This is a genomic window from Ruegeria sp. CL3 (genome assembly GCF_056536505.1).
The window spans coordinates 1-19,727 of sequence record NZ_JBQFPT010000014.1; the positions used below are offsets into that span (position 1 = coordinate 1).

23 protein-coding genes are annotated in these 19,727 nt (G+C 55.7%); 9 read left to right on the forward strand and 14 right to left on the reverse strand.

Annotated elements, in window-relative coordinates; genetic code table 11:
• From ACR0NO_RS18940 to ACR0NO_RS18950, 3 genes are all read left to right on the forward strand, one after another.
• A partial coding sequence (locus ACR0NO_RS18940) for a CpaF/VirB11 family protein (protein ID WP_480725139.1) occupies positions 1–630 on the forward strand: 630 nt, incomplete at its 5' end.
• A 12-nt stretch (positions 631–642) separates the two neighbouring features.
• A complete protein-coding gene (locus tag ACR0NO_RS18945; RefSeq protein WP_152460674.1) occupies positions 643–801 on the forward strand; it encodes a DUF4177 domain-containing protein in 159 nt (52 codons plus the stop codon).
• Complete coding sequence (locus ACR0NO_RS18950) at positions 794–2,686, forward strand: type IV secretory system conjugative DNA transfer family protein (protein WP_170474331.1); 1,893 nt, start codon at positions 794–796, stop codon at positions 2,684–2,686. Before ACR0NO_RS18945 ends, ACR0NO_RS18950 begins: the two co-directional genes overlap by 8 nt.
• Before the next feature lie 214 nt (positions 2,687–2,900).
• Here ACR0NO_RS18950 and ACR0NO_RS18955 read toward each other — a convergent pair whose 3' ends face one another.
• The 3 genes from ACR0NO_RS18955 to ACR0NO_RS18965 all read right to left on the reverse strand — a co-directional run bounded on the left by ACR0NO_RS18955 (position 2,901) and on the right by ACR0NO_RS18965 (position 4,656).
• On the reverse strand, positions 2,901–3,323 hold the full coding sequence (locus tag ACR0NO_RS18955) for a c-type cytochrome (protein WP_170474328.1): 423 nt from the start codon (positions 3,321–3,323) through the stop codon (positions 2,901–2,903).
• Positions 3,324–3,484: 161 nt separating this feature from the next.
• Positions 3,485–3,952 carry a DUF411 domain-containing protein gene (locus ACR0NO_RS18960; RefSeq protein ID WP_170417767.1) on the reverse strand — a complete coding sequence of 156 codons (468 nt, stop codon included), beginning with the start codon at positions 3,950–3,952 and terminating at the stop codon, positions 3,485–3,487.
• Positions 3,953–4,026: 74 nt separating this feature from the next.
• A complete protein-coding gene (locus ACR0NO_RS18965) occupies positions 4,027–4,656 on the reverse strand; it encodes a cation efflux transmembrane domain-containing protein (RefSeq protein WP_170417770.1) in 630 nt (209 codons plus the stop codon).
• Between the two features lie 74 nt (positions 4,657–4,730).
• Between ACR0NO_RS18965 and ACR0NO_RS18970 the strand changes: the two genes are divergently transcribed.
• On the forward strand, positions 4,731–5,147 hold the full coding sequence (locus ACR0NO_RS18970) for a MerR family transcriptional regulator (RefSeq protein WP_170417773.1): 417 nt from the start codon (positions 4,731–4,733) through the stop codon (positions 5,145–5,147).
• 209 nt (positions 5,148–5,356) lie between these two features.
• On the opposite strand, the gene ACR0NO_RS18975 is transcribed toward ACR0NO_RS18970, so the two are convergent.
• The 10 genes from ACR0NO_RS18975 to ACR0NO_RS19020 form a co-directional block, all read right to left on the reverse strand.
• Entirely contained in the window at positions 5,357–6,394 is a 1,038-nt protein-coding gene (locus tag ACR0NO_RS18975) for a hypothetical protein (RefSeq protein WP_170417776.1), read from the reverse strand.
• Positions 6,395–6,481: 87 nt separating this feature from the next.
• Positions 6,482–8,317 carry a relaxase/mobilization nuclease domain-containing protein gene (locus ACR0NO_RS18980; RefSeq protein WP_170417779.1) on the reverse strand — a complete coding sequence of 612 codons (1,836 nt, stop codon included), beginning with the start codon at positions 8,315–8,317 and terminating at the stop codon, positions 6,482–6,484.
• Positions 8,314–8,733 carry a hypothetical protein gene (locus ACR0NO_RS18985; RefSeq protein WP_170417782.1) on the reverse strand — a complete coding sequence of 140 codons (420 nt, stop codon included), beginning with the start codon at positions 8,731–8,733 and terminating at the stop codon, positions 8,314–8,316. Before ACR0NO_RS18985 ends, ACR0NO_RS18980 begins: the two co-directional genes overlap by 4 nt.
• A gap of 472 nt (positions 8,734–9,205) precedes the next feature.
• Positions 9,206–9,406, reverse strand: a complete 201-nt coding sequence (locus tag ACR0NO_RS18990) for a hypothetical protein (RefSeq protein ID WP_170417785.1) — start codon at positions 9,404–9,406, stop codon at positions 9,206–9,208.
• A 683-nt stretch (positions 9,407–10,089) separates the two neighbouring features.
• Entirely contained in the window at positions 10,090–10,632 is a 543-nt protein-coding gene (locus ACR0NO_RS18995) for a hypothetical protein (protein WP_170417788.1), read from the reverse strand.
• A gap of 22 nt (positions 10,633–10,654) precedes the next feature.
• Positions 10,655–10,945: an addiction module antidote protein gene (locus ACR0NO_RS19000; RefSeq protein ID WP_152460667.1), complete on the reverse strand. Its 291-nt coding sequence runs from the start codon at positions 10,943–10,945 to the stop codon at positions 10,655–10,657.
• A gap of 5 nt (positions 10,946–10,950) precedes the next feature.
• Positions 10,951–11,244 (reverse strand): type II toxin-antitoxin system RelE/ParE family toxin, encoded by a 294-nt coding sequence (locus tag ACR0NO_RS19005; RefSeq protein WP_170417791.1) that lies wholly within the window; start codon positions 11,242–11,244, stop codon positions 10,951–10,953.
• A 115-nt stretch (positions 11,245–11,359) separates the two neighbouring features.
• Positions 11,360–13,225, reverse strand: a complete 1,866-nt coding sequence (locus ACR0NO_RS19010; protein WP_170417794.1) for a ParB/RepB/Spo0J family partition protein — start codon at positions 13,223–13,225, stop codon at positions 11,360–11,362.
• Positions 13,226–13,443: 218 nt separating this feature from the next.
• Entirely contained in the window at positions 13,444–13,848 is a 405-nt protein-coding gene (locus ACR0NO_RS19015) for a DUF3768 domain-containing protein (RefSeq protein WP_152460664.1), read from the reverse strand.
• Between the two features lie 527 nt (positions 13,849–14,375).
• Complete coding sequence (locus ACR0NO_RS19020; protein WP_237215935.1) at positions 14,376–14,663, reverse strand: WGR domain-containing protein; 288 nt, start codon at positions 14,661–14,663, stop codon at positions 14,376–14,378.
• Between the two features lie 215 nt (positions 14,664–14,878).
• Here ACR0NO_RS19020 and ACR0NO_RS19025 point away from each other — a divergent pair, with 215 nt between their 5' ends.
• The 4 genes from ACR0NO_RS19025 (at position 14,879) to ACR0NO_RS19040 (ending at position 17,494) form a co-directional block, all read left to right on the forward strand.
• Positions 14,879–15,271, forward strand: a complete 393-nt coding sequence (locus ACR0NO_RS19025) for a GFA family protein (RefSeq protein WP_152460663.1) — start codon at positions 14,879–14,881, stop codon at positions 15,269–15,271.
• Between the two features lie 129 nt (positions 15,272–15,400).
• Entirely contained in the window at positions 15,401–15,676 is a 276-nt protein-coding gene (locus ACR0NO_RS19030; RefSeq protein WP_480595487.1) for an SH3 domain-containing protein, read from the forward strand.
• Positions 15,677–15,861: 185 nt separating this feature from the next.
• Positions 15,862–15,972, forward strand: a complete 111-nt coding sequence (locus ACR0NO_RS19035; protein ID WP_371732129.1) for a DUF6429 family protein — start codon at positions 15,862–15,864, stop codon at positions 15,970–15,972.
• A gap of 115 nt (positions 15,973–16,087) precedes the next feature.
• Positions 16,088–17,494: a DUF7986 domain-containing protein gene (locus ACR0NO_RS19040; protein WP_174819503.1), complete on the forward strand. Its 1,407-nt coding sequence runs from the start codon at positions 16,088–16,090 to the stop codon at positions 17,492–17,494.
• A 482-nt stretch (positions 17,495–17,976) separates the two neighbouring features.
• On the opposite strand, the gene ACR0NO_RS19045 is transcribed toward ACR0NO_RS19040, so the two are convergent.
• Positions 17,977–18,276: an MBL fold metallo-hydrolase gene (locus ACR0NO_RS19045; protein ID WP_170417797.1), complete on the reverse strand. Its 300-nt coding sequence runs from the start codon at positions 18,274–18,276 to the stop codon at positions 17,977–17,979.
• An 84-nt stretch (positions 18,277–18,360) separates the two neighbouring features.
• Between ACR0NO_RS19045 and ACR0NO_RS19050 the strand changes: the two genes are divergently transcribed.
• The gene (locus tag ACR0NO_RS19050; protein WP_170417800.1) at positions 18,361–19,272 is read left to right on the forward strand and encodes a homocysteine S-methyltransferase family protein; all 912 of its coding nucleotides are present in this window, start codon (positions 18,361–18,363) and stop codon (positions 19,270–19,272) included.
• Positions 19,273–19,727 lie beyond the last annotated feature (455 nt).

Here is a 19,727-nt window from a genome sequence, read left to right on the forward strand (position 1 = left end):
GAGGCGGCGTTGGCAGAAAACAATGATCACAGCGCGCTTGAAAAGGCTCGGGCTGCTCTCGCTGCCGGAACAATGAACTTTGACGAGCTGGCCGACCTTGCGATGCTAAGCAAATGGAACGTGATCATTGCCGGGGGCACCTCGTCTGGCAAAACCACTGTTCTCAATGCAATGCTGAAGCGCGTCGATCCTGGCGAACGGATCGTGACGATTGAAGAAGTGGCCGAGCTGGACATCGAGCAACCCAATTCTGTCGATCTACTTGCTGACCGTTCCGAAGAAGATGGCCCTCGATCACCAACAAAGCTGCTGGAATCGGCGCTGAGGTTACGGCCTGACCGCCTCGTCTGCGGTGAAATTCGGGGCGACGACGCAAATATGTTCCTGGAACTGGTGAACACCGGCCACGATGGTTCTGTTTGTACCATGCACGCCAACTCACCAGTAGATGCCATTGGACGTATGAGCAAGATGGTGCGTCGCGGATCTCCGACCGTTCAAAAGTCAGAAGTGGTCGATGACATCCGGGCCACCATTCACATGATCGTTCACATGAAGAAAATCGGTGACGAACGGAAGGTCAACGGAGTGATCTTCCCACCCCTGATGACCGCTGATCAACTTATCTGAAGGAGAAATAGAATGAAAAAATTTGAGTATCGTAATGTCTTGATGCGGGTAGAGGAAAATGCAGGCGAGAAGTTTGCGAAGCTCGGGCAAGACGGTTGGGAAATGGTCGGCGTCGTACCTGCCGAGTTTGGCATCGTGTGCTTCTTCAAACGCGAGCTGACCGATGGCTGAGTTTCAGGATCTACCCAAAGGCAAGAAGGTCGCGATAGCCGGTACTATGGGCTTTATCGCTACCTCGGCTTGCGCGGTGTTGGTGGTCGGGCTGGCTCTCGAATACATCAACACCAGAGGCTTTCGCGGGCTGGACATCTGGGCGATCCCAGAGAAGTTCATGGCACAGCCTGCAGAGACGCAGCAGATCATGGGTCTGGTGGCGGTGGTCGCAGTGGGTGTTTTGACCTTTGCATTTGTGGCGGCTGCGCTGCGTGGTCCCTCAACGAAATACGGTGATGCGACCTTTGCAAAGGCCCCTCAGCTCGTCCAGGAAGGCTATGCGTCGGTTCTGAAGCTCAAAGACAAATTGGATAGTGAAATCGTGTTTGCCAAATTTGGTGAGCCAAAGGACAAAAACGCGATCTACTATAAGCCCGGCCCCGGTGTCCAAAAGCCGCACGCGATGTTCATTGCCCCGTCTGGTTCGGGCAAAACCAGCGGCTTTGTGATCCCGAATGTCCTGCGTTTCAATGGGTCTTGCGTCGTCCTGGACATCAAGGGCGAGATTTTCCAGACAACCGGCGCGCGTCGGGCAGCAATGGGCGATGAGGTTTTTATGTTCGACCCCGAGAACCCCGACAAAAGCCACAGCTACAACCCTCTGCGCCGCGCAGCACGTGCCGACAATCTGGACCGGCGATGGGAAGAAGTGATTCAGGTTGCAACTCAGATGTTCGACACGCCCAGCTCGTCCGCGCAGGGCTTTATGGGTGGTGTTGAAGGCATGTTCTGCGCAATGGCGATGCTGGCGATCAAAAGAAAGCGGCCATACATTTCCGAAGTCCTGCGCCTGGTCAAAACGACCAAGCAAAAGGACTATGAGAAAATGGCTGAAGAAGTTGGATATGCGCGAGCTGCAGATGAGTTTCTGAATCTTGCAGCCGAAGAATCCAAAATCCTGCGGTCAACGATTTCGGTTATGTTGAACTCCGGCCTGCAGCTCTGGCGCAACCCGTCGGTAGCAAGAGCCACGCAGGGCAATGACATCAACTTTGAAGATCTGCGTCGGCGCCCCAGCTCGATCTACTTTTCCGTGCCAGGGAAAAAGGTCAAAGAGTTCCGGACGCTCATTCGCCTGTTCTTCCTCGATCTGGTGAACACCATCGAAACTGTTGAGCCGGGCGAAGATGAGCCGTTCAAGGTTTTGATGCTGCTCGATGAGTTCCAACGCCTCGGCCATCTTGAGCGCGTTGTTGAAGCCTATGACACCATGCGATCGTTCGGGGGCAGGCTCGTGGTGATTTCGCAAACACTGTCGCGCCTACAGGACATTTATGGGCACGAGGGTGTGCGGGCGATGCTGGCAAACGCTGGAACCCAGATGTTTGCCGCCTCAGAGGATTCCGAAGTACGCGAACATGTGTCCAGGTCCATCGGGGACAAAACGGTCATAAGCAAGTCGAAGTCTCGAGCACTCGGCAAGATGGAAATGGGCAGCATATCAGAGCGTGAAGAAGGCATTCGGCTGCTCCGGCCAGAGCACGTTGGTCGTCTGCCGGAAAACGAGGTTGTGCTGATCCGCGAAGGCAAGATGCCGGTGATTGCAAACAAGATCCGATACTTCGAAGATCCGTATTTCATGCAGTTCTTGGGTGGCGAAAGTCCGAAGATCAAAGGCACACACCTCGATCTGGCTGTAGAGCAAGCCAGGGACACGGCAAAGGCAGTGGCTGATGCGAAACCGGCCCCTGCCCCGGACAGAGAGGTTTCTGAAAAAGACCAGGAACTTCAGGCGGCATTTGATGCGCAGCGCACGGTCGCAAAGCGGAAAAGTCGGTCAGCGAAAGATATGGCGATGGAGAAAATGAAAGCCAAACGGGCTGAAAGTAGCGCCTTCACTTGACGGGGGTAACAGGACGCGGCCGAACCGGACCTTACTTCAATATGCAGAGAACGGCAGGAGAGAGCCCTAACCTGCTCGTGCTGCGACTTACATATATGTCCGCTTCCGTGAAGCTTACTAGAATGGCGCATTGTCAGCTTTATGCCTGCTGAGAATTGTCGTCATAGTATCGACAGCAAAAACACTCATCAAAAACCAACAGATTGACGACAGATCAAGGGAACCCCGCACGCATATAAACGATGATCTTCCAAAGGTCTTCTTCGCTCAGCGCTTCCTTGAAGGCTGGCATGTCTGTTCCGAAGCGTTCGCCGCCCTCGGAAATTGCCCAAAGAAGGTACTCGTCCCCCGACATCGGCATCTGAACGAACCATCGTAGGAGAGCGGGAGAGGGCGCGAGCGAACGTCCGGCTTCACCATCGCCCAAACCCTCAGCTCCATGACAGCTTGCGCAGTTTTCCGTATATAGCGTCTTGCCCTCCGAAACATTCTCGGGCGTTGCACGAATGGTGCTCCGAGCCCCGCGGTAGGCTGCGGGCACGTCCTCGTTCATATACGTCCAATGTCGTTGCATGCGCTGCTGCTGGCCAGGCCCCATATTGCCGTGCCCCCAACCACGCATGTGCTCAGACCTCATGTGGTTAGATCCCATTGGCCCGTGACCCCACCAATCTCCTCGTTGTTGTTGTGCGCAACCCACTGTAGCAATGGTGATAGACAGAACGCTTAAGGTAAGAGTGCGTAATCCAAGCTTCGTCATCTTCTCCTCCTTACTGTTTCCGCTCGATGAACGTCGCCTCAGGCCGCTTCGTAACTCTTGAACACCTCGGTGCTACCGTCCTTGAGGATCAAAAACACGTCGTAGGCCTCACGACGATCTTCCGGCCCCATCCCAGGGGAACCGTAGGGCATGCCAGGAACAGCAAGTCCAACAGCACTGGGTTGCTCCTCCAGCAGACGACGAATGTCTGCAACCGGCACATGCCCCTCGATCATATAGCCATCGATCTCGCCTGTGTGGCAGGACATCATTTCTTCGGGAATGCCGTTGTCCAATTTGTGGCGGACAAGCTGTGTTCCAAAGCTGCGCTCCTCGGTAATGCGAAAGCCTTCCTGCCGCAGGATGTCGATCCAAACCTGGCAACAGCCGCAGTTCGGATCCTTGAGAACACGGACGGAAGGCGTGTCTTGCGCAAACGCGGCAAATGGTACTGTGCTGGCAAAGCCAGCGGCGTAAGTCAGTACTTGGCGGCGTTTCAGGTTCATGGCGAGAGTCCTTGGTATTTCCAACTAAATTGAGCCGATTTCGTATCATTCGAGATCAAAGGTCATAATCCACGTCAAACATGCTCATGTTCGCCAACTTCCCGACGCTCGGCGAGCGCTTGGCGCACGATCTGGAAAGCAGAGGAAAGAAACAACGTTGCCATGACCGCCGCAACAATCAGGTCAGGCCAACCGCTAGCTGTGCCCCAGACGCCTAAAGCTGCAAACATAACGGCCACATTGCCAATGGCGTCATTACGCGAACATAGCCAGACAGAGCGCACATTTGCATCGCCGTCCTTGTAACGGACGAGCAAGAGAACACTTGCGAGATTGGTCATAAGAGCGAAAAAGCCAACGATGCCCATGATCTCGGCCTCCGGCACTCCGACATAGAACACCCGGTACACGGTCGATCCAAACACCCAAAGACCCATCAGCAGCAAGCTCACCCCTTTCGCCAGAGCGGCATTGGTGCGTGCACGGATTGAAGCCCCGATCACTGCCAGCGAGATACCGTAGGTCAAAGCATCCCCAAGGAAGTCTAGAGCGTCGGCCTGAAGTGCCTGAGACTTTGCATAGTGACCGGCAGTCATCTCGACGACGAACATCACCGCGTTCAGAGCAATGACAATCCACAGCCTCCTTTTGTAGTCGTCTGATACGCCGTCGAATTTGGCGTTGTGTCCGCAACATGCTGACATTGGGAAGCCCTTTTTGTATCTGTCGTGACCATAGTGTAGTGTCTCTAGTTACTAGAGGTTCAAGAGGTATTTTCATGTTTTCTATCGGGGAGCTTTCCAAGCGCACGAAGGTCAAAGTTCCGACTATCCGCTACTATGAGGAAATGGGCCTGCTTGCCGCACCAGAACGCACCGAAGGCAACCAACGGCGCTACGATGTGGCAGGGCTAGAGCGTCTCAGTTTCATCAAGCATGCACGCGATCTTGGTTTCTCAATTGAAGCGATCTCCGAATTGATTGTGCTTCAAGGCCACCCGGATCGTTCATGCCAAGCCGCAACGGACATCGCCGTCTCACAACTTTCCGAAGTAAGAGCAAAGATCAAACGACTACGGGCTCTTGAAAAAGAGCTGGTTCGGATTTCGAAGGGCTGTGATGACGAAGGAGTGTCAGAGAACTGCTATGTGCTCGCGTCTCTTGCCGATCATAAACTCTGTCACCACGATCACTAAACTATGAGCGGACATTGCTTTAGTCCCAGCGAAAGACTGTTTTGTCCGCTTCTTGCCTATTCAAACGTGGTGCAGCGAATGCCCGGAATGTCCAAGGACAAGAGTCCGTCCCAATCGGAACAGACCCCACATTACTCCAACCCGGTGGTCTCGCTGTTCCCGGCAACACATTCACCGGCGCGAACAATCATCTATCATGTCCTCCGTGGTTAAAGACTGTGTCCATCATACTCATGGACGTGGGTAGCCTGTTCGCGGGTATGGGCAATCTCTTGCACCACGGCGGCAATCTTGCTGGATGAAACTTGGTGCAGCTCACCAACAACGGCCTCCGCGCGCTCGTAGCTGTCCGGAACGCCTTGGCTGTTGAAATGGGCGGCAGCGGTGGAAATGTCCGCGTCTTTCCAAGTCGCCGTTGTGCCGATTGAAACGCTGTCATGATCGTTGTAGCGGGCCAGGAACTTGCTTCCGTCGAGACCGAAGCTGTGCGCGGTCGCCACAATGTCATCACGCACAGCCAGCCATTTTTCGGCTTCCGTGGGGTCCAGGTTGTCCAACTCGGCCGCATTCATGGATGTGGTGTAGCTGTCATCAGCCAAAGTGTATGCCTGCAGGTCGGTGTCATATGGGCGCAGTTCGGCAACATCGCCTTTCAACTCCCCGATCTGAACGTCCATTGCGGCACGCAAGTGTGGATCTTCGACCTCTCGTGCAAGAGCCTCCATGTTCTCGATGGAGTTCACGATGTCCTTGGTCTGCTGCTCGTAGTTCTCAAAGATGGCCTCCCCCAAAGCGGATTGCATATACTGAACATAGCGATCACCGGGCGACTGGTAGTCGTCGGACTCCTGAAAATCCTTGTCACCACTCAGATCCGCAAGGGACGAATAGTAAGGGTGATACAGATCGTATTCCTGAGCATCACTCATGTGCTGAGAAACCAAAGCCTGCATATCGTTCAGATCAACCGGCTCCCCTGACCGCTCCGCAGCTTCAAATTCGATTTTGAATTCTTCGACCAGATCTTGTTGCGCAGTATGTTCGTCAACACGGCGGTTGGCCTGGTCCTCGATGTCGAAGCTGTTTGAGGCGATGGCTGCACGATCAAAGCCCATCGCCTGCTGTTCTTTCCTGATGATGTCGATCTGCTCTGAAACGCGATCTTCACGCGGGGCGGATTGATCAAATCTGGAATAGGGTGCGAAGTGTTCGACTTCGTTCAAAAGATAGTCTGTACGCGAAACCATAGTTTTTCCTTTGCGAGTTGATGGAAAACTCTGTGATGGGTCTGCCTGGGGCGTTGGCGCGCGCATCAGGCAGACCGGTTAAAGTCCTTACAAGCTGTGCCCGTCATCGTCACCGCGCCCCTGCAAGAGCGGGTGCGTTGCGTGGGCGTGAACGTCTGAAAGTTCTTCTGAGATTGCGATGATCCTGGAAGACGCAAGCTGGTGCAGCTCGTCAACAACGGCCTCAGCGCGGTCGTGGCTGTCGGGTAATCCTTGCGCCTGGAAGTGGGCCGCGGCGGTCGAAATGTCGTCGCTGCGCCATCCCATTGTTGTACCCAGGGTGACGTTCTGATGATCGCCAAAGCGGGCAACGAACGCCTCGCCATCGAGGCCGTAGCTGCTGGCCGTGTCGGTGACTTCTTTGCGGATCGCTGCCCACTTGCCGGCCTCTGAATAATCCAAGACATCCATTTCGGCAGTGCCCATTCCCATCATCGTTGAATAGCGGCGGTCCTCGATGATGAAGGCTTGAAGGTCCGGATCGTTGGTGCGCAGGTCCGCAACGTCGCCCTTCAACTCGCCAATTTGAATATCCATAGCGACACGCAGATGAGGGTCGTCAACCTCACGGGCCAGCCCTTCCATCTTGTCGATGGATTGCAGCAATTCTTTGGTCTGAGTCTGGAAGTCCTCATAGGCCCCCTTGCCCAAGGTGTCCTGTATATAGACCTCGTACCGGCGTGCTGCCGGGGCATAATCAGCGGACGACTGGAACGCCTTGTCATCGACAATATCAGCAAGGGCAGACAGATACGGATGGCTCTGTTCGTTGTCCCGAACGTCGCTGATATGGGCAACAACCTGAGCCTTCAGCTCGGGTGCGATTGTTTCCTCAGAACCGCCTAATTCGATGTGTCGCCGCAAGTTGCTCATGACTTCGGGCGACACATAAGACGGGTCTCCTGGCTCGCCGTAATCATCAAAATGATGGGCTTGATCCAGCAGATGTTCCATTCTCGATACCATAGGTTCCTCACTTTCAACGAGTTGGATGGCAAACTCTTCGATCCGGTCTTTGACAGCGTTGGCGCGCTCATCAAACAGATCCGACATTCTTGCGATGGAGAGTGTCATCACATCACCGGCCATGTCGCGGGCCGTAACTTCAACCTCCGGAGTGCTTTCAACAACAGACAGTCCGGCCTGAACCTTCCACGTGTCGGTCTCAACTTCCTGCCGCAAACCGCGCTCAAGGCGGGTCGTTGCGGTCAGCTCAATTCCGTATCCTTCGGCAACCTCAACCTGGATAGAGCGCTGAACGTCGATGTTCATGTCGCTGCTCATACCCATAGCCAACCACTGCCCATGTTCCACGCCTCGGTTATTCACAACGATGTGGACATGGGGGTTGTCAGTGTCGTTGTGGAACACGGTCAGATAGTCCCAGGTATCGCCAAAATCACCGCTCCCAAACAGGCGATCCGCGAAGTCCAAACCGGCCTCATGCGCGGCATCCGGATAGGTGCCTTCGGGAAAAGAAACGATCATGTGACGGGTATAACCATAGTTGGTTTTCCCGTTGAAATCCTCGGCCCAGGTCTCGATCAGATCACTCACCTGATCGGCATCGAGCGGGGTCACACCATTGTCGCGGATGTCCAACACGCCCTCTGCCCTGACGGTCAGGTAATTGATCTGGCGGCGCAGCTCATGCGCTTTTTTCACCCCACCTTTGCGGACGTGTTTCACAACCGCCTCGGGCTTTCCAACCACAGCACCAAGCCGCGCCTTGATGGATGAGGCCCGCGAGATCATGAACTTCATGCGCTTGGCGGTTTGCAGCTGCTGGCTGATCTGCTTGGACCGATCGATACCCTTCTGCGCTTCCCGGAAGGCTAGCTCCAGAAAGTCCCCTGCCGTCAAATTGTGAGCCGCGACGTTCATGCTTCAGATGTCCTCTCATCGTCGCGCAAGATTCGGCGAATGGCGGAGTCTGGCTCTCGGTTTCGGCGGGCCGCGGTGATCAGCGCCTTCAGGTCTTGCCGGTGCTGGATGATCGCACGATGGAGGTTTTCGACATCGCGCCGGTCGTCATCGGTCCAGATCACCGAACCGCGTTTGGCCGATTTTGCGAGCTGATTGAGGTTGGTGTATCCACCCTGAACCTGCCGCAAGTGCGTCTGCCAGAGATCGACAACGGCCGGGTCAGGATCGAGATACCCGATCAGACGATAGATCAGTCGTTGGATGATCTGGTTGCGGCTCTTGGCCCCAAGCGACTGCACGGCCTCCTCCAAACGCACCAACGCATCTGACGGCAATCGAACGGAAAAGACAGTGGTGTCGCCGGGCTTGCTCAATGTATACCTCTGGTTGTTTTTATGACTTGTAACACAACTACCTTATCCTGTCATACTCTCCAAGAGGAAACCGGGGGTGATTTTAGAAATCCGTATTTTCTCAAATTGCCCCCGGAACAGTTTTGCTCTTGGAGGCAATCTCCACGCCGGGAAAAGGGTCCTGCCCCTTTTCCAGCCAGCAGGCGTGGGTGCCGGTGGACCGGCGCAGGGCAATCACGCAAAGCGGGAGCTGCCCGAACAGCGCCCGTCACATACCGGCACGTTCAAGGTCAGTATGGCATTTTCCGCGCGCCTCAGCGCGCTCAATGTCCCGCCGCTTTCGCGGCGGGTGTGGCAGGGTTGTCTGCTGCCGCATTGGGGCAGGTCGGCACCCCTGCCCGGTCTTAGGACCGCGCGCCACCTGTGGCGCATATGTGGTCCGGCCTGCGGCCGGAGCAGAAGAAAGGGCGGCTTGCGCCGCCCTGCCCTCCCGTCATTCGGTGACGGGATCGTCATCGGTGCGCTTCGGGAAGGCCACCATCTCAACGCCAGGGAACATGCTGTGCTTGACCTGGATCGAGGTGATGGTGCCGGTCTCATCGGTATTGACGAAGAGCACCCCGCATCGATCCCAGAATGTCTTGCCTTCTTTTTCACCGGTCTTGACGCTCAGTTTCAGAGTTTGAGTTGCCATTGTTTGATCCTCGCTATGGCGTGTTTCGATGAACAAGGGAAAAGCGGGCATCAAGGGGATGTCAGCAGGGAATTTGATCCGCGCGGAATGCGCCGCAGGCGCAGGGGACATTCCTTGTTGAAGCGCGGCGCCCGGCCCGGGCGCCGCGCGTCTTCCCCGACTGCCCGCTTATGTTCATCCCTTCAGAAACACCGCAGCCGAGGATCTTCTCCGGCAACGTACTTGAAACTGTCAGACCTGGTGAAAGGCAAGGCTTTCTGGGATCGCTGCGCGCGGAACATCTGAACAAAACGATGTCTTTGATGGCGGCAACATCACCTCGATCCGACACAGGCGCGGCGCTCAGTTCTAAGTTGGGGGTTGCCCTTCTGGGTCGGTATGACCGTCGTCGCAAAGGATGAAGAATGACGGACGGTGCAAACCGCCCTATCCAACTGGCGGAGGCCAAAGACCGGACGGTCCGGCCCTGGTCCGTGCTTGTGCGGATCAGGTAAACAGCCGGACTCAATTTGGATTGGCGGGTTCGGTAGGACGCCCCGGTAATCCGCAAGAACTCTCTCAAGCGCTGTCGCGGGGCGAGACCGGCGCACGGGCAGATACAGTGATGAGTACGCCAAGAAAAAGGCCCACCGAAGCGGGCCACGAGTTTAACCAAAGGAAAATCTGGAGGTATTCTTTACAGGCTAACGCTTGCGCGCGCGATCGACAACACCGTCAGCTGTGATCGTGGCAATGCGATCCTCTGTGCGGCGGGTCATTTCCACCCCGTCACCCGTCATATGCGCCTCGGCAAATTCCGTGAACTTGAAGATGCTGCCATCTGCTTCAACATGGGTTTCGTCCTCTGCCGAGCGCCGCTTCACCGATCCGTCATGGCGGATTTCGATGATCGTGTTGTCGGCCATTCGGACCGTCACGGTATGCTCATCTACAGCGACACCCTGCCACCAGGCATCTGCATCGCGGCGCACAACAATGCGGTTTGGGTGCAGCTTGATCTGCACGTCCTGTACCTCGTCCGGATCAGCGGCTTTGACGACCACGATGGCCTCCTGCGCGCTGGGATCACCATGGATCGACGCGCTCCCGTTTTTTGGCGGCCAGAGCTTCGGCTGTGTGCGCGGCTTGCCCTTCTGGTCTGTATGAAACCCGACGAACATCTGCGCGGATTTCCAGACGCGGCGGGCGGCTTTTTCAACCGTAGACGGAGCTGCATCGGTGGACATGGTGGATAGCCTTTAAAGTGGGTTAATTCACGTGCATTTTCGGGGTGAGCGTCACACCCACAGCGCTCAGCACTTTCAGCACCGTGCCAAACTCGGGATTGCCATTTTCGCTAAGTGCGCGGTAGAGGCTTTCCCGAGACAGACCAGATTTGTCGGCCACACTCGACATACCTTTGGCCTTGGCAACATCGCCAAGTGCCGACGCGATCAGCGCCGTGTCGCTGGTTTCAAAAGCCGCTTCAAGATAGGCTTGAATGGCTTCCGGGCTGTCCAGATAGTCAGCCGCTTCAAACTTCGTTGTTTTGACACCCATGTTTTTCACTCCAACTCTCTTGCCATCGCCTTGGCGGTTTTGATGTCGGCTTGCTGGGATGACTTGTCTCCCCCGCACAGCAAAACGATCAAAACGTCACCGCGCGACACATAGTAAACGCGATACCCCTTCCCTTCGGAGATACGCAGTTCACTCACACCTTCACCAACCGGTTTCACATCACCGGGATTGCCCAGGCTCAACCGCGTGATGCGAACCAAGATCCTGGCTCTCGCCCTTTGGTCCTTCAGGCCCTTGAGCCACTTGTCGAACAGGTCCGTCTTACGAATTTCTATCATACCTATATGTAGCCTACAGGCTACAACCTTTCAAGTCAAAACAACCTATACCATTGAACTAAAATCAAAAATCATTGCTGAAAAGCAGGGCGCGTTGCGCCCTGCCCTGCCAGTTTCAGAAGCAATCCGGCACCCATGCATCGATCCGGGCTTTCTGTGCCTCGGTCACGCCCAGTGCCTTTTGATGCTCTGGATCATTGAAGAGCTTGTGCAGCGCCTCGTTCTTGGCACCCTTTTTGGATTTCGCGAAGGCTTTGAACATGTCGGCGTCGATGTGCAGGTCCAGCAGGTCTTTGTAGAGATCATCCAGCTGCCAGCCTTTCAGACGCTTGAAGCAGTTTTCAGCCGAAGGGGTCCAGATCGCGCGCATGTCAGCCTCGATCTCAGCCTCGATCTCCGCCATGAACTCCGGGCGTTGGGTCAGAAACCGCCGGGCCAGAAAACCCGTGATCTCACCATTGCGGGTCTTCTTGCCCAGATCGCGAAACGCTTTGAACGCTTCCACGCTGCCTTGTGCGGCAATCTCGTGGAACTGGTCATAGGCTGCCTGTGCCGCTTCATCCCGTTCTCCGCCAAGACGCGGGTCGAGGATGAACTGGTCATCGATCTCGGGTGTGTTCCGCTCGGCACCACCATAGCCAAACCCAAACAGATTGCTGCTCAGACCGGAGGCCGGGGTGGCAAAGAAAGCAAACAGGCTCAACACATAATCAGGCTTGTCCAGCAGGGCCGTTTGAACCGCTGCCAGCCGGATCGCCACCATGTCGTCGATGAACTTCTGCGAATAAACTGGTTTTGGTTCTTCCTTGATCTCCGGTTCTTTGACCGGGGCCAGAACACCAGCCTCAATGGCAGCCTGAACATGTTCCGCCGCGACATAGGCCGGGGATGTTTTGATCTCGCCATTGTTGGTGACATAGACAAACACGCCGGACAGCTTGCGCTGCGCGTCAGAATAGAACGGCGCCGTATAGTCCTCAAGCGCGGCCAGCTCCTTTTCACCATCCGCGTCCAGAGCCTCACCCTCATAGAGTTCGGCAAGTTCGTCATACCGTTCGGCCTGTCCTTCGGTGAAGTCCCGGCTCACCATGTCCAAACGGTGCATGTCTTTCGTACCCGAGAACCCATAGGGAATGTAGCTTTCCTCATGGGTGTCCACCCAGTCCCAGCCTTCCGCGTCGCGCAGTTTTTCCGCTTCTACCGCCAGTTTCTCGGCAAACAGACGATCCAGTAACGCGCCTTCATTGAATAGGGTTTCATCGGCAAACAGATCAGCGGTGACGGTGCCGCCCGCCTCAACATAAGCCTTCTGCCCGACAAATACGGCCTTGCGGCTAGTGCTGCTAACAGCCTCCGACGTCAGTGCCTGTTTGACATCATGCTCACTGAACCACCGACATTCTTTGGCCCGTTCCAGAACCTCCAGAATTTTCTCTTCTTCGGTGCTGACGGTCATGGCCTTGGCCAGCCCCATGCTGATCTCACCGGCTTTGAGCGCATCCAGAACGGCGGCGGGCAGACTGGCAAGCGCGAGGCGGCGGCGCACATGGGATTCGGTCACGCCAAACGCATTGCTGATCTTGGCAATAGACAGAGATTTCTCGGCCATTTTGCCATAAGCACGGACCTCGTCCACAGGGTCCAGTTCTTCACGGGCGGTGTTCTCCGCATTGGCCCATTGCTCAGCCACGAAGGGATTGTCCGTGACCTTAACGGGAACCTGTGCCAGATCAGCGCGCTCAGTCACGGCGATGTTCAGAGCCCGTAGGCGGCGACCACCGGCAACGATTGCGACTTTGCCATCGGTATCGCGCAACCCGCTGAGGTTCTGGATCAAGCCACACATAACCAAACTGTCGGCCAGAAGTGCAATACCTTCCTCACCAACCTCCTGTCGTGGGTTGATGTCAGACAGGTAGAGATCGGACAGGGATACGGTTTCGATGGTTTCCGGTGCGGTGAATGTTTCGACTTTGCTCATGGGGCAAATCCTTGTTTGAGTGTTTGAGATCGTGTTAAGGGTGCCCTACCCCTTCCGGGGTAGAGCGGAGCCGTTTAGATGGCTGCGTGTTGGATCAGGAAGCGGCGCGCGATGTGGAAATTGTCGCCCTTCCTGATTAGCGCCCACGCTTCTGCGATACGTTGCTGCAAGATTTCATTGCTCATGGTGTTCACCTCCTTTCCGGTTTGGGATTGAGATCAGTATTCGCTGGGGCACATGATGGTCAGAACGCGGCGCGTCACTGACGTGTCAAACGGCCGGTCGGACCCATACGTGTAGTCCGTGTCGTAAAGATCGATCTTCCAGAACAGCTTCTGGTCACGGACTGTCACCGCCCCAAAGGTGTGATCGCCATAGGGGTCATTGCCCTCGTCAAACTGGTCATCCGACGCCACCGCTGCCAAAGCTGCAGTCTGGAACTCCATCCCTTCACCTGACACGCCGGGCGTGACAAATACCTGACCCTGAATTCCCTTAGAATGCATCTCGATTGCCGCAGTCGGATCGATCAGCGCTTTCCGAAATAGGTCATTCTGGGTCGCAATCTCTGCCGCCTGCAGGCTGGTGTCAGTGTCGATGTCTTTTGTCTTTTCAATGTCCAAAACCGTCTCTCCTTTTGTGGTGCGACCTCTGGGGTTGATCCCCTTTGGTGCTGGTTTTGAGCCGAGCCCTGAAAGGGCGTCGTCTCTAAAACCTGCCCCGTGGCGAACGCGGAGAGGGGCGAGACAGGACCAATCGACAAGAGTGGTGCGGCCCGCAGCGCAGGCGCGCGAGGACACGGTATTGTCTATTTGTCTTGTCCGAGGGGGGAGGCCGCGCCTTCCCCCTTACGGAAGGTAGCGTTTGGCTTGTCCAAATCCCGCCTGACCCACAAGGAAAGGACAAAGGATCTCTGATCCTGCGTGAGCGCAAAAGGGACCGTCACCCGAATGGGCAGATCACCACGGCATGGACCGACCATGACCCAAAGCCCCTGCCCCGGCTCGCAAGAGACGGGTCAGGGGCTACTGGGACAGGGAGATCATTCTGGGGTGTTCTGGGTGGAAGCCGATACGTCGGCTGAAACCTAGAGCCTGCTCACGAGCCGAAAGGCTCGGGATTTGCCACAGAAACAGACTGCAGCCCGAAGTCACTCACCGACCGGAACATACCCTCGACGGAGCTTTTGCTTTTCGAGATTGTGGAGCGCTTCACTAGCCAGGGCTTCGTCATCATACGTCACCATCATGGCTTGCCCGTTCGTGCCAATACGCCCCCAGGTACGAAGCACTGAAACCTCCCCAAACAACGTCGGCTGCAACTCGATGCCATAGAACCGCGCCATGTTGATCTCAGGGTCCACATGGATCAGGTGCACAGGTGTGGTGTCTGTCAGCTCCATGACGCGATTGTCGATCAATAAAGCTCGTCTGTCCAATGACTTTGCTGGAACAGTCAATTGGCAAGGATTCAGAACCGTGATGAAAACATTCGACAACTCAATCTGTCTGATGCTTGCCTCGTACCCATCCAGGTACAGGAGCTCATATTGGCACCATTCCACATTCCGCTGCTGGAACCGTTGTGACCACTGGCCAGAGTAGGTACGGTTTTCTCATATCTTGCAAAACGAAATAGAAGGATGAAGGCAACGTGGCTGAAATCTTGGAAGGCGGATGTTTTTGCGGTGAGGTTCGATACCAGGTCACTGGCAGCGCAGTAATGCAACTCATGTGTTTTTGCAGTGATTGCCTATCGATGACCGGAACGGACGGTTATGCCGGGTACATGATAAAGTCGGAAGACCTGCAGCTGCTGAAAGGCAAACCACGGACCTTTGAGAAGACCTCAAAGGAAGGTCGACCTGTCATCAAGCATTTTTGTGGCACCTGCGGATCAGGCCTGTGGGGCGTGACAGCCTTCGGATTGACGAGCATTGCGGCTGGGACATTGGATGAGCCAAACAACTTCAAGCCAACGAGCAAGGTTTTTGTGAAAGATGCCCCCAACTGGGCCAGGGTTCCCCACCATTTGGAAGAAATGTAGCGTTTGAAGCTTTGGTATCACCTACATTTCTGTCTTGGAGTTGTTCCTCTTGGTGACCCGAGTTGCTACGATTGTCGTTGAGGCAATAAGCAGGACATCGCGATGCGCAATGCAATCTTTTTACCCCTAATGGCTTTGTTCCTGGGGGTCGTCATGGACGTTAAACCGGCGGCGGCCGCGTCACTCGGAACATATGAGGTTTTTGGCGTCGAAGACGGTGACATGCTAAAAATGCGCAGTGGGCCTGGAACAGGGTTCAATGTGATCGTTGGTCTTCCAAATGGAACCGCACTACGAGTTCACGGCTGTGAGCAGACCGGTGGCACCCGTTGGTGCCGCGTCTCTTTGGAGCGCGCGCGCAAGCTTAAGGGATACGTCTCTTGGGCATATTTGCGGAAAATCTAATACGACAGCGATCAGCACCACCATCTTTTAGCAATCATAGAATACCGGCGGAAACGCCCTGACGAATCCACTAGTTGGGCTCACACCCGTCGTCGAAGCGGCTCGCAACATCCCCGAATTCGCTGGGTTCAGGACGGCCCTAAGGCTTTGACTGGGGAGCGCTTGATCGCCTGCACCGTAACGGATTGATCCTGGACCCGGTTGGAAAGGCAAAATCGGTGGTACTGACCGATGAAGGCCTGCGCCGCTCCGAAAAGCTTTTCACAGAGCTTTTTGGGCGGGAGCCAAAGACATAGCATTCGCCATGACAAGTCCCTCCATGTAACGCAGGTCTGCATACGCGTGTGGGCTGGCTGGCGGTTGCAATCTGCGCTAAATCGCCCCTGTCCGGCAAACAGGGAGAAGCTGAAGATGACAACGGGGAACGATCTTGGTGGGCTCATCGGGTTTATCACCCGTGACGAGATTTGGCATGAGCGGCTCGCTGATGTGTTGGACGAGCATTTTCTGCCAGCGCTCGAGGCCTTCGATCTTGAGTTCGAGGATCTGGGCGACTTGCTGGGCGAGGATTGGCCGATGGTCCTGTGGGGTGGTGGCCTGGAAGATTTGCTGGGCAGGACATTCGGAGCGGACGCCGAAAACGCTGCGGATGCTTATCTGAAAGGGAGCGGTTCCAAGGAGAGTGCGCAGACCCGCGCCTATATCAAAGGATTGCGGGACGCGTCGGTCAGCCTTTATGAGGTGAGCGAGGTAGACCCCGGCAGATCCATGGTCTTGCGCAACATGCTTTCGGACGCAGAGCCGGTTACCGTCCGGGAACACAGCGCGACGCAGATGCTGCAGCGATGGGATCGCATCGCAGCTCGGGTTGTCGCACAGGGGGATTATAACGTGATCTCGGGGGCGCTGCTCCCATTCGACCCCGACACCGTCGCGTTTTTTGAAGACGGGCTCCGCTCCGTGTTGAAATTGAACCCCGACGTTGAACTGAGGCTGACACAGGATCAGCTACACCGTTCCGCACCCCTCTTCACCAATGCCTGGCTCTTCGCACATCTGCCGAACCTACTGGATCCGGAACCACCACAAATCAGCAACAGCGATGGCGACAACCTGCTCTTTCACGACATGCGCTTCCCCCTCGCCAGCAAAGTGACGCAAAGCCAGGTATCTGAAAAGCTAACACAGTCCGCAGAACTCGTGATCTCAGGCCAGAAGGATTGGACCTGGCTTGACCTCGACACCCCGTCCGGCACCAAGCACGGCACCGGCCTCGTGTTGGACAAATCAATGTCAGGGGCCTCCGTGCTTGGGTCCCTAGATCTGAAAGGTCGGACACTCACACTTTCTGTGAGCTCTACAGCGCGCGCTGAACGCGGCGAAGCCCTGGTCCGGGACCTCCTGGGCGACCTGGTGAAATCTCCGCTGACATCAATCCAGACCGCCGAACAGATGATGGCGGATGACAGCACGAGTAACGGAGTGGCAGAAGAAGAGGACATCCCCCGTGCCCTTGCCCGTCAGATGGCCCACGAATATCTCGAACAGCATTACCGCGATACGCTTGACCAGCCGATTCCTGCCCTGGATGGCAAGACCCCGCGCCAGGCCGTTCGCAGCACGGCGGGCAGGAAGAAAGTCATAGACTGGCTGAAGACAATCGAAAACCGCAGCGCGCGCCAGACCGGCTCTCCGGTGGCTGAGTATGATTTCGGCTGGATGTGGGACGAGCTTGGTCTGTCAGACTACCGAAATTGGACCAGCGATGGTTCTTGCAAAAACCGTTCCAAAGCTTCGCCTCCTGAACCCATCGACTAACCCATGTTTTCCCGGCTGCGTCTTGCAGAGATGTGGCAAGGGTTATGCTGTCGCTGCGCGTCCAGATGGTTTGCCTCGTGACAGCTGGGGCACAACAAAATTTCAGTCTCCGTGGACACACCGGTTTCATAATCGAAACAGTACTCTTGTCCACATATTTCCAGCACCTCTCCACTCTTGGCCAGTTCCGAACTTGTCACCTCGCAGTGATCACAAATTCCGTCCAAGAGAGCTGATTGGAGTTCAGAAAGAACCACTGTTTTCTGAAAATTGCACACTCTGTCACTCATAACTGCTTCAGGCTTTCACAAAATGGTGAAGAGAGAAAGCTTGTGAAACAAGAATTCAAGGGAATGTGACATAGCCCAATGGGTTCGAGATTTAGTTTCGCCGATCATTGCCTGTAAGCTGCGCGGCGCGTCGAACTTTCACGTCAGCCGCCATCCCACAACAGACCCGCGCACATCAAAATACAACCTGGGCTAGTCCTCCCAGCGAAACGCGTCGTTGTCCGCCTTCACCCGACCAATAGACGGCAAAGCGAAGTGGTTTCCCAGCACAATACATCCCGTTTCCGAGGCGCTTTCCAACAGTTTCCGACGGGATGTCACGGCCATCTCAGCATCGGAATCAAACATAAAATGCCACTCGGGATGCCAGCACTGGGCGGTTGTATGGATTGCATCACCTGTAATCAGAGCGCGCCGGTCGCCACTGGTGATTTCGACCGAGACATGACCTGGTGTTTGGCCTGGCGTGGGGATCAGAGTGACGGAATACACCCTGTCGCAGTCCTAAGGTTCACAGGAGGCCCGAGACAAAGTAGGTTTCTTGTGCAGAGGTAACGGCAATAGGCGTGGATCAGAATGGCGCGACAGCTCCCACTCGAAGGTAACAAGCCCTTTCTGGTTTACGCCGGCACTGGCACCGACCTGATTTTCAATCATGGAATTGAGCTTCCCGGTTTCGCGTCGTTTCCATTGCTGGAAGAACCTGGCACCAGGGTGATACTGGCCGGTCAAATGCAGGCTCTTGTCGATCTGGCCCGTGAAATGAATGTCGGATGCATCCTTGATGCGCCCACATGGATGGCGAACGCCGACCGGGCAGCGCCCTTGGGGTACGATGCAGAGCGGCTCGCCGAAGTAAACAAAGATGCGGTCAGTCTAATGGAAGACGTGCGCCAAGCTGCCGCTCGCGATGATGTACTGGTGTCGGCCTGCATCGGCCCGCGCCATGATCCTTACGCCGACATCCCGCCGGTACCCGTCGAAGATGCACGTCAATACCACGCCGCTCAAATGCACAGCCTGAAAGACACAAGCCTCGATCTGGTCACCGCTTATACATTCAACCGCCCAAGCGAGGCAGCGGGATGCATCCTCGCCGCCCGGGACGCTGAACTGCCGATCATCATGTCTCTGGTTGTTGAGACAGACGGGTGCCTGGCAGACGGGACCAAACTTGTGGACGGAATTGACCAGATCGACGCAGCAACCGACTCGGCGGCGCTGTTTTTTATGGTCAACTGCGCTCACCCTACCCATTTCGCCGGAGCGCTTGGCAACCACCCCCGGCTGAGAGGCCTTGTGGCGAACGCTTCGAGTTGCTCGCATGCGGAACTTGACGAAGCAGATGAGCTGGACGAAGGCGATCCAGCTGAACTTGGTAAACAGATTGCCGCGATTGCGAGGCAGAATCCGTCGATCCAAGTATTTGGAGGATGCTGCGGTACCGACATGCGCCATCTGAAATCGATGATCAGCGAACTAGCATAGCCAACTTGGTTCAATCTGAGCGATAACGCTGAGATCTAAGGTGATCCCGTAATTTCTTTCCACAACTTGTTAGGAGATCGGCCCATTCCTGCCGTTGACCGAGGGCGCGCATCGCTGCGGTGCGGCCCACCAGACCGGACTTTAGCTGCGACTGCGAAATCCAGCGATCGACAAACTCACGCATCGCGGACCAAGTGTGAATTCGCCGCGCTTGTCGCGATGGCAGCTCGGTGCGCTTCGCTGACGTCAGAACAAGCGTGAAAATGTATCGATTCTCGCCTGGATTGAAATACCTTCAAAGACAACACCAAAGAAGTGAATCTTTGTTCAGACTAACATGTTGGGTCTGCTTCTAGGGGGGGATGCCCAATGACCGAGACCGGCAAAACAGTCCACACGCCAGTGGCGCTTCAATGCCAAGTTCGGTGTGAATTTAGGCGTTCGCACCATCAATG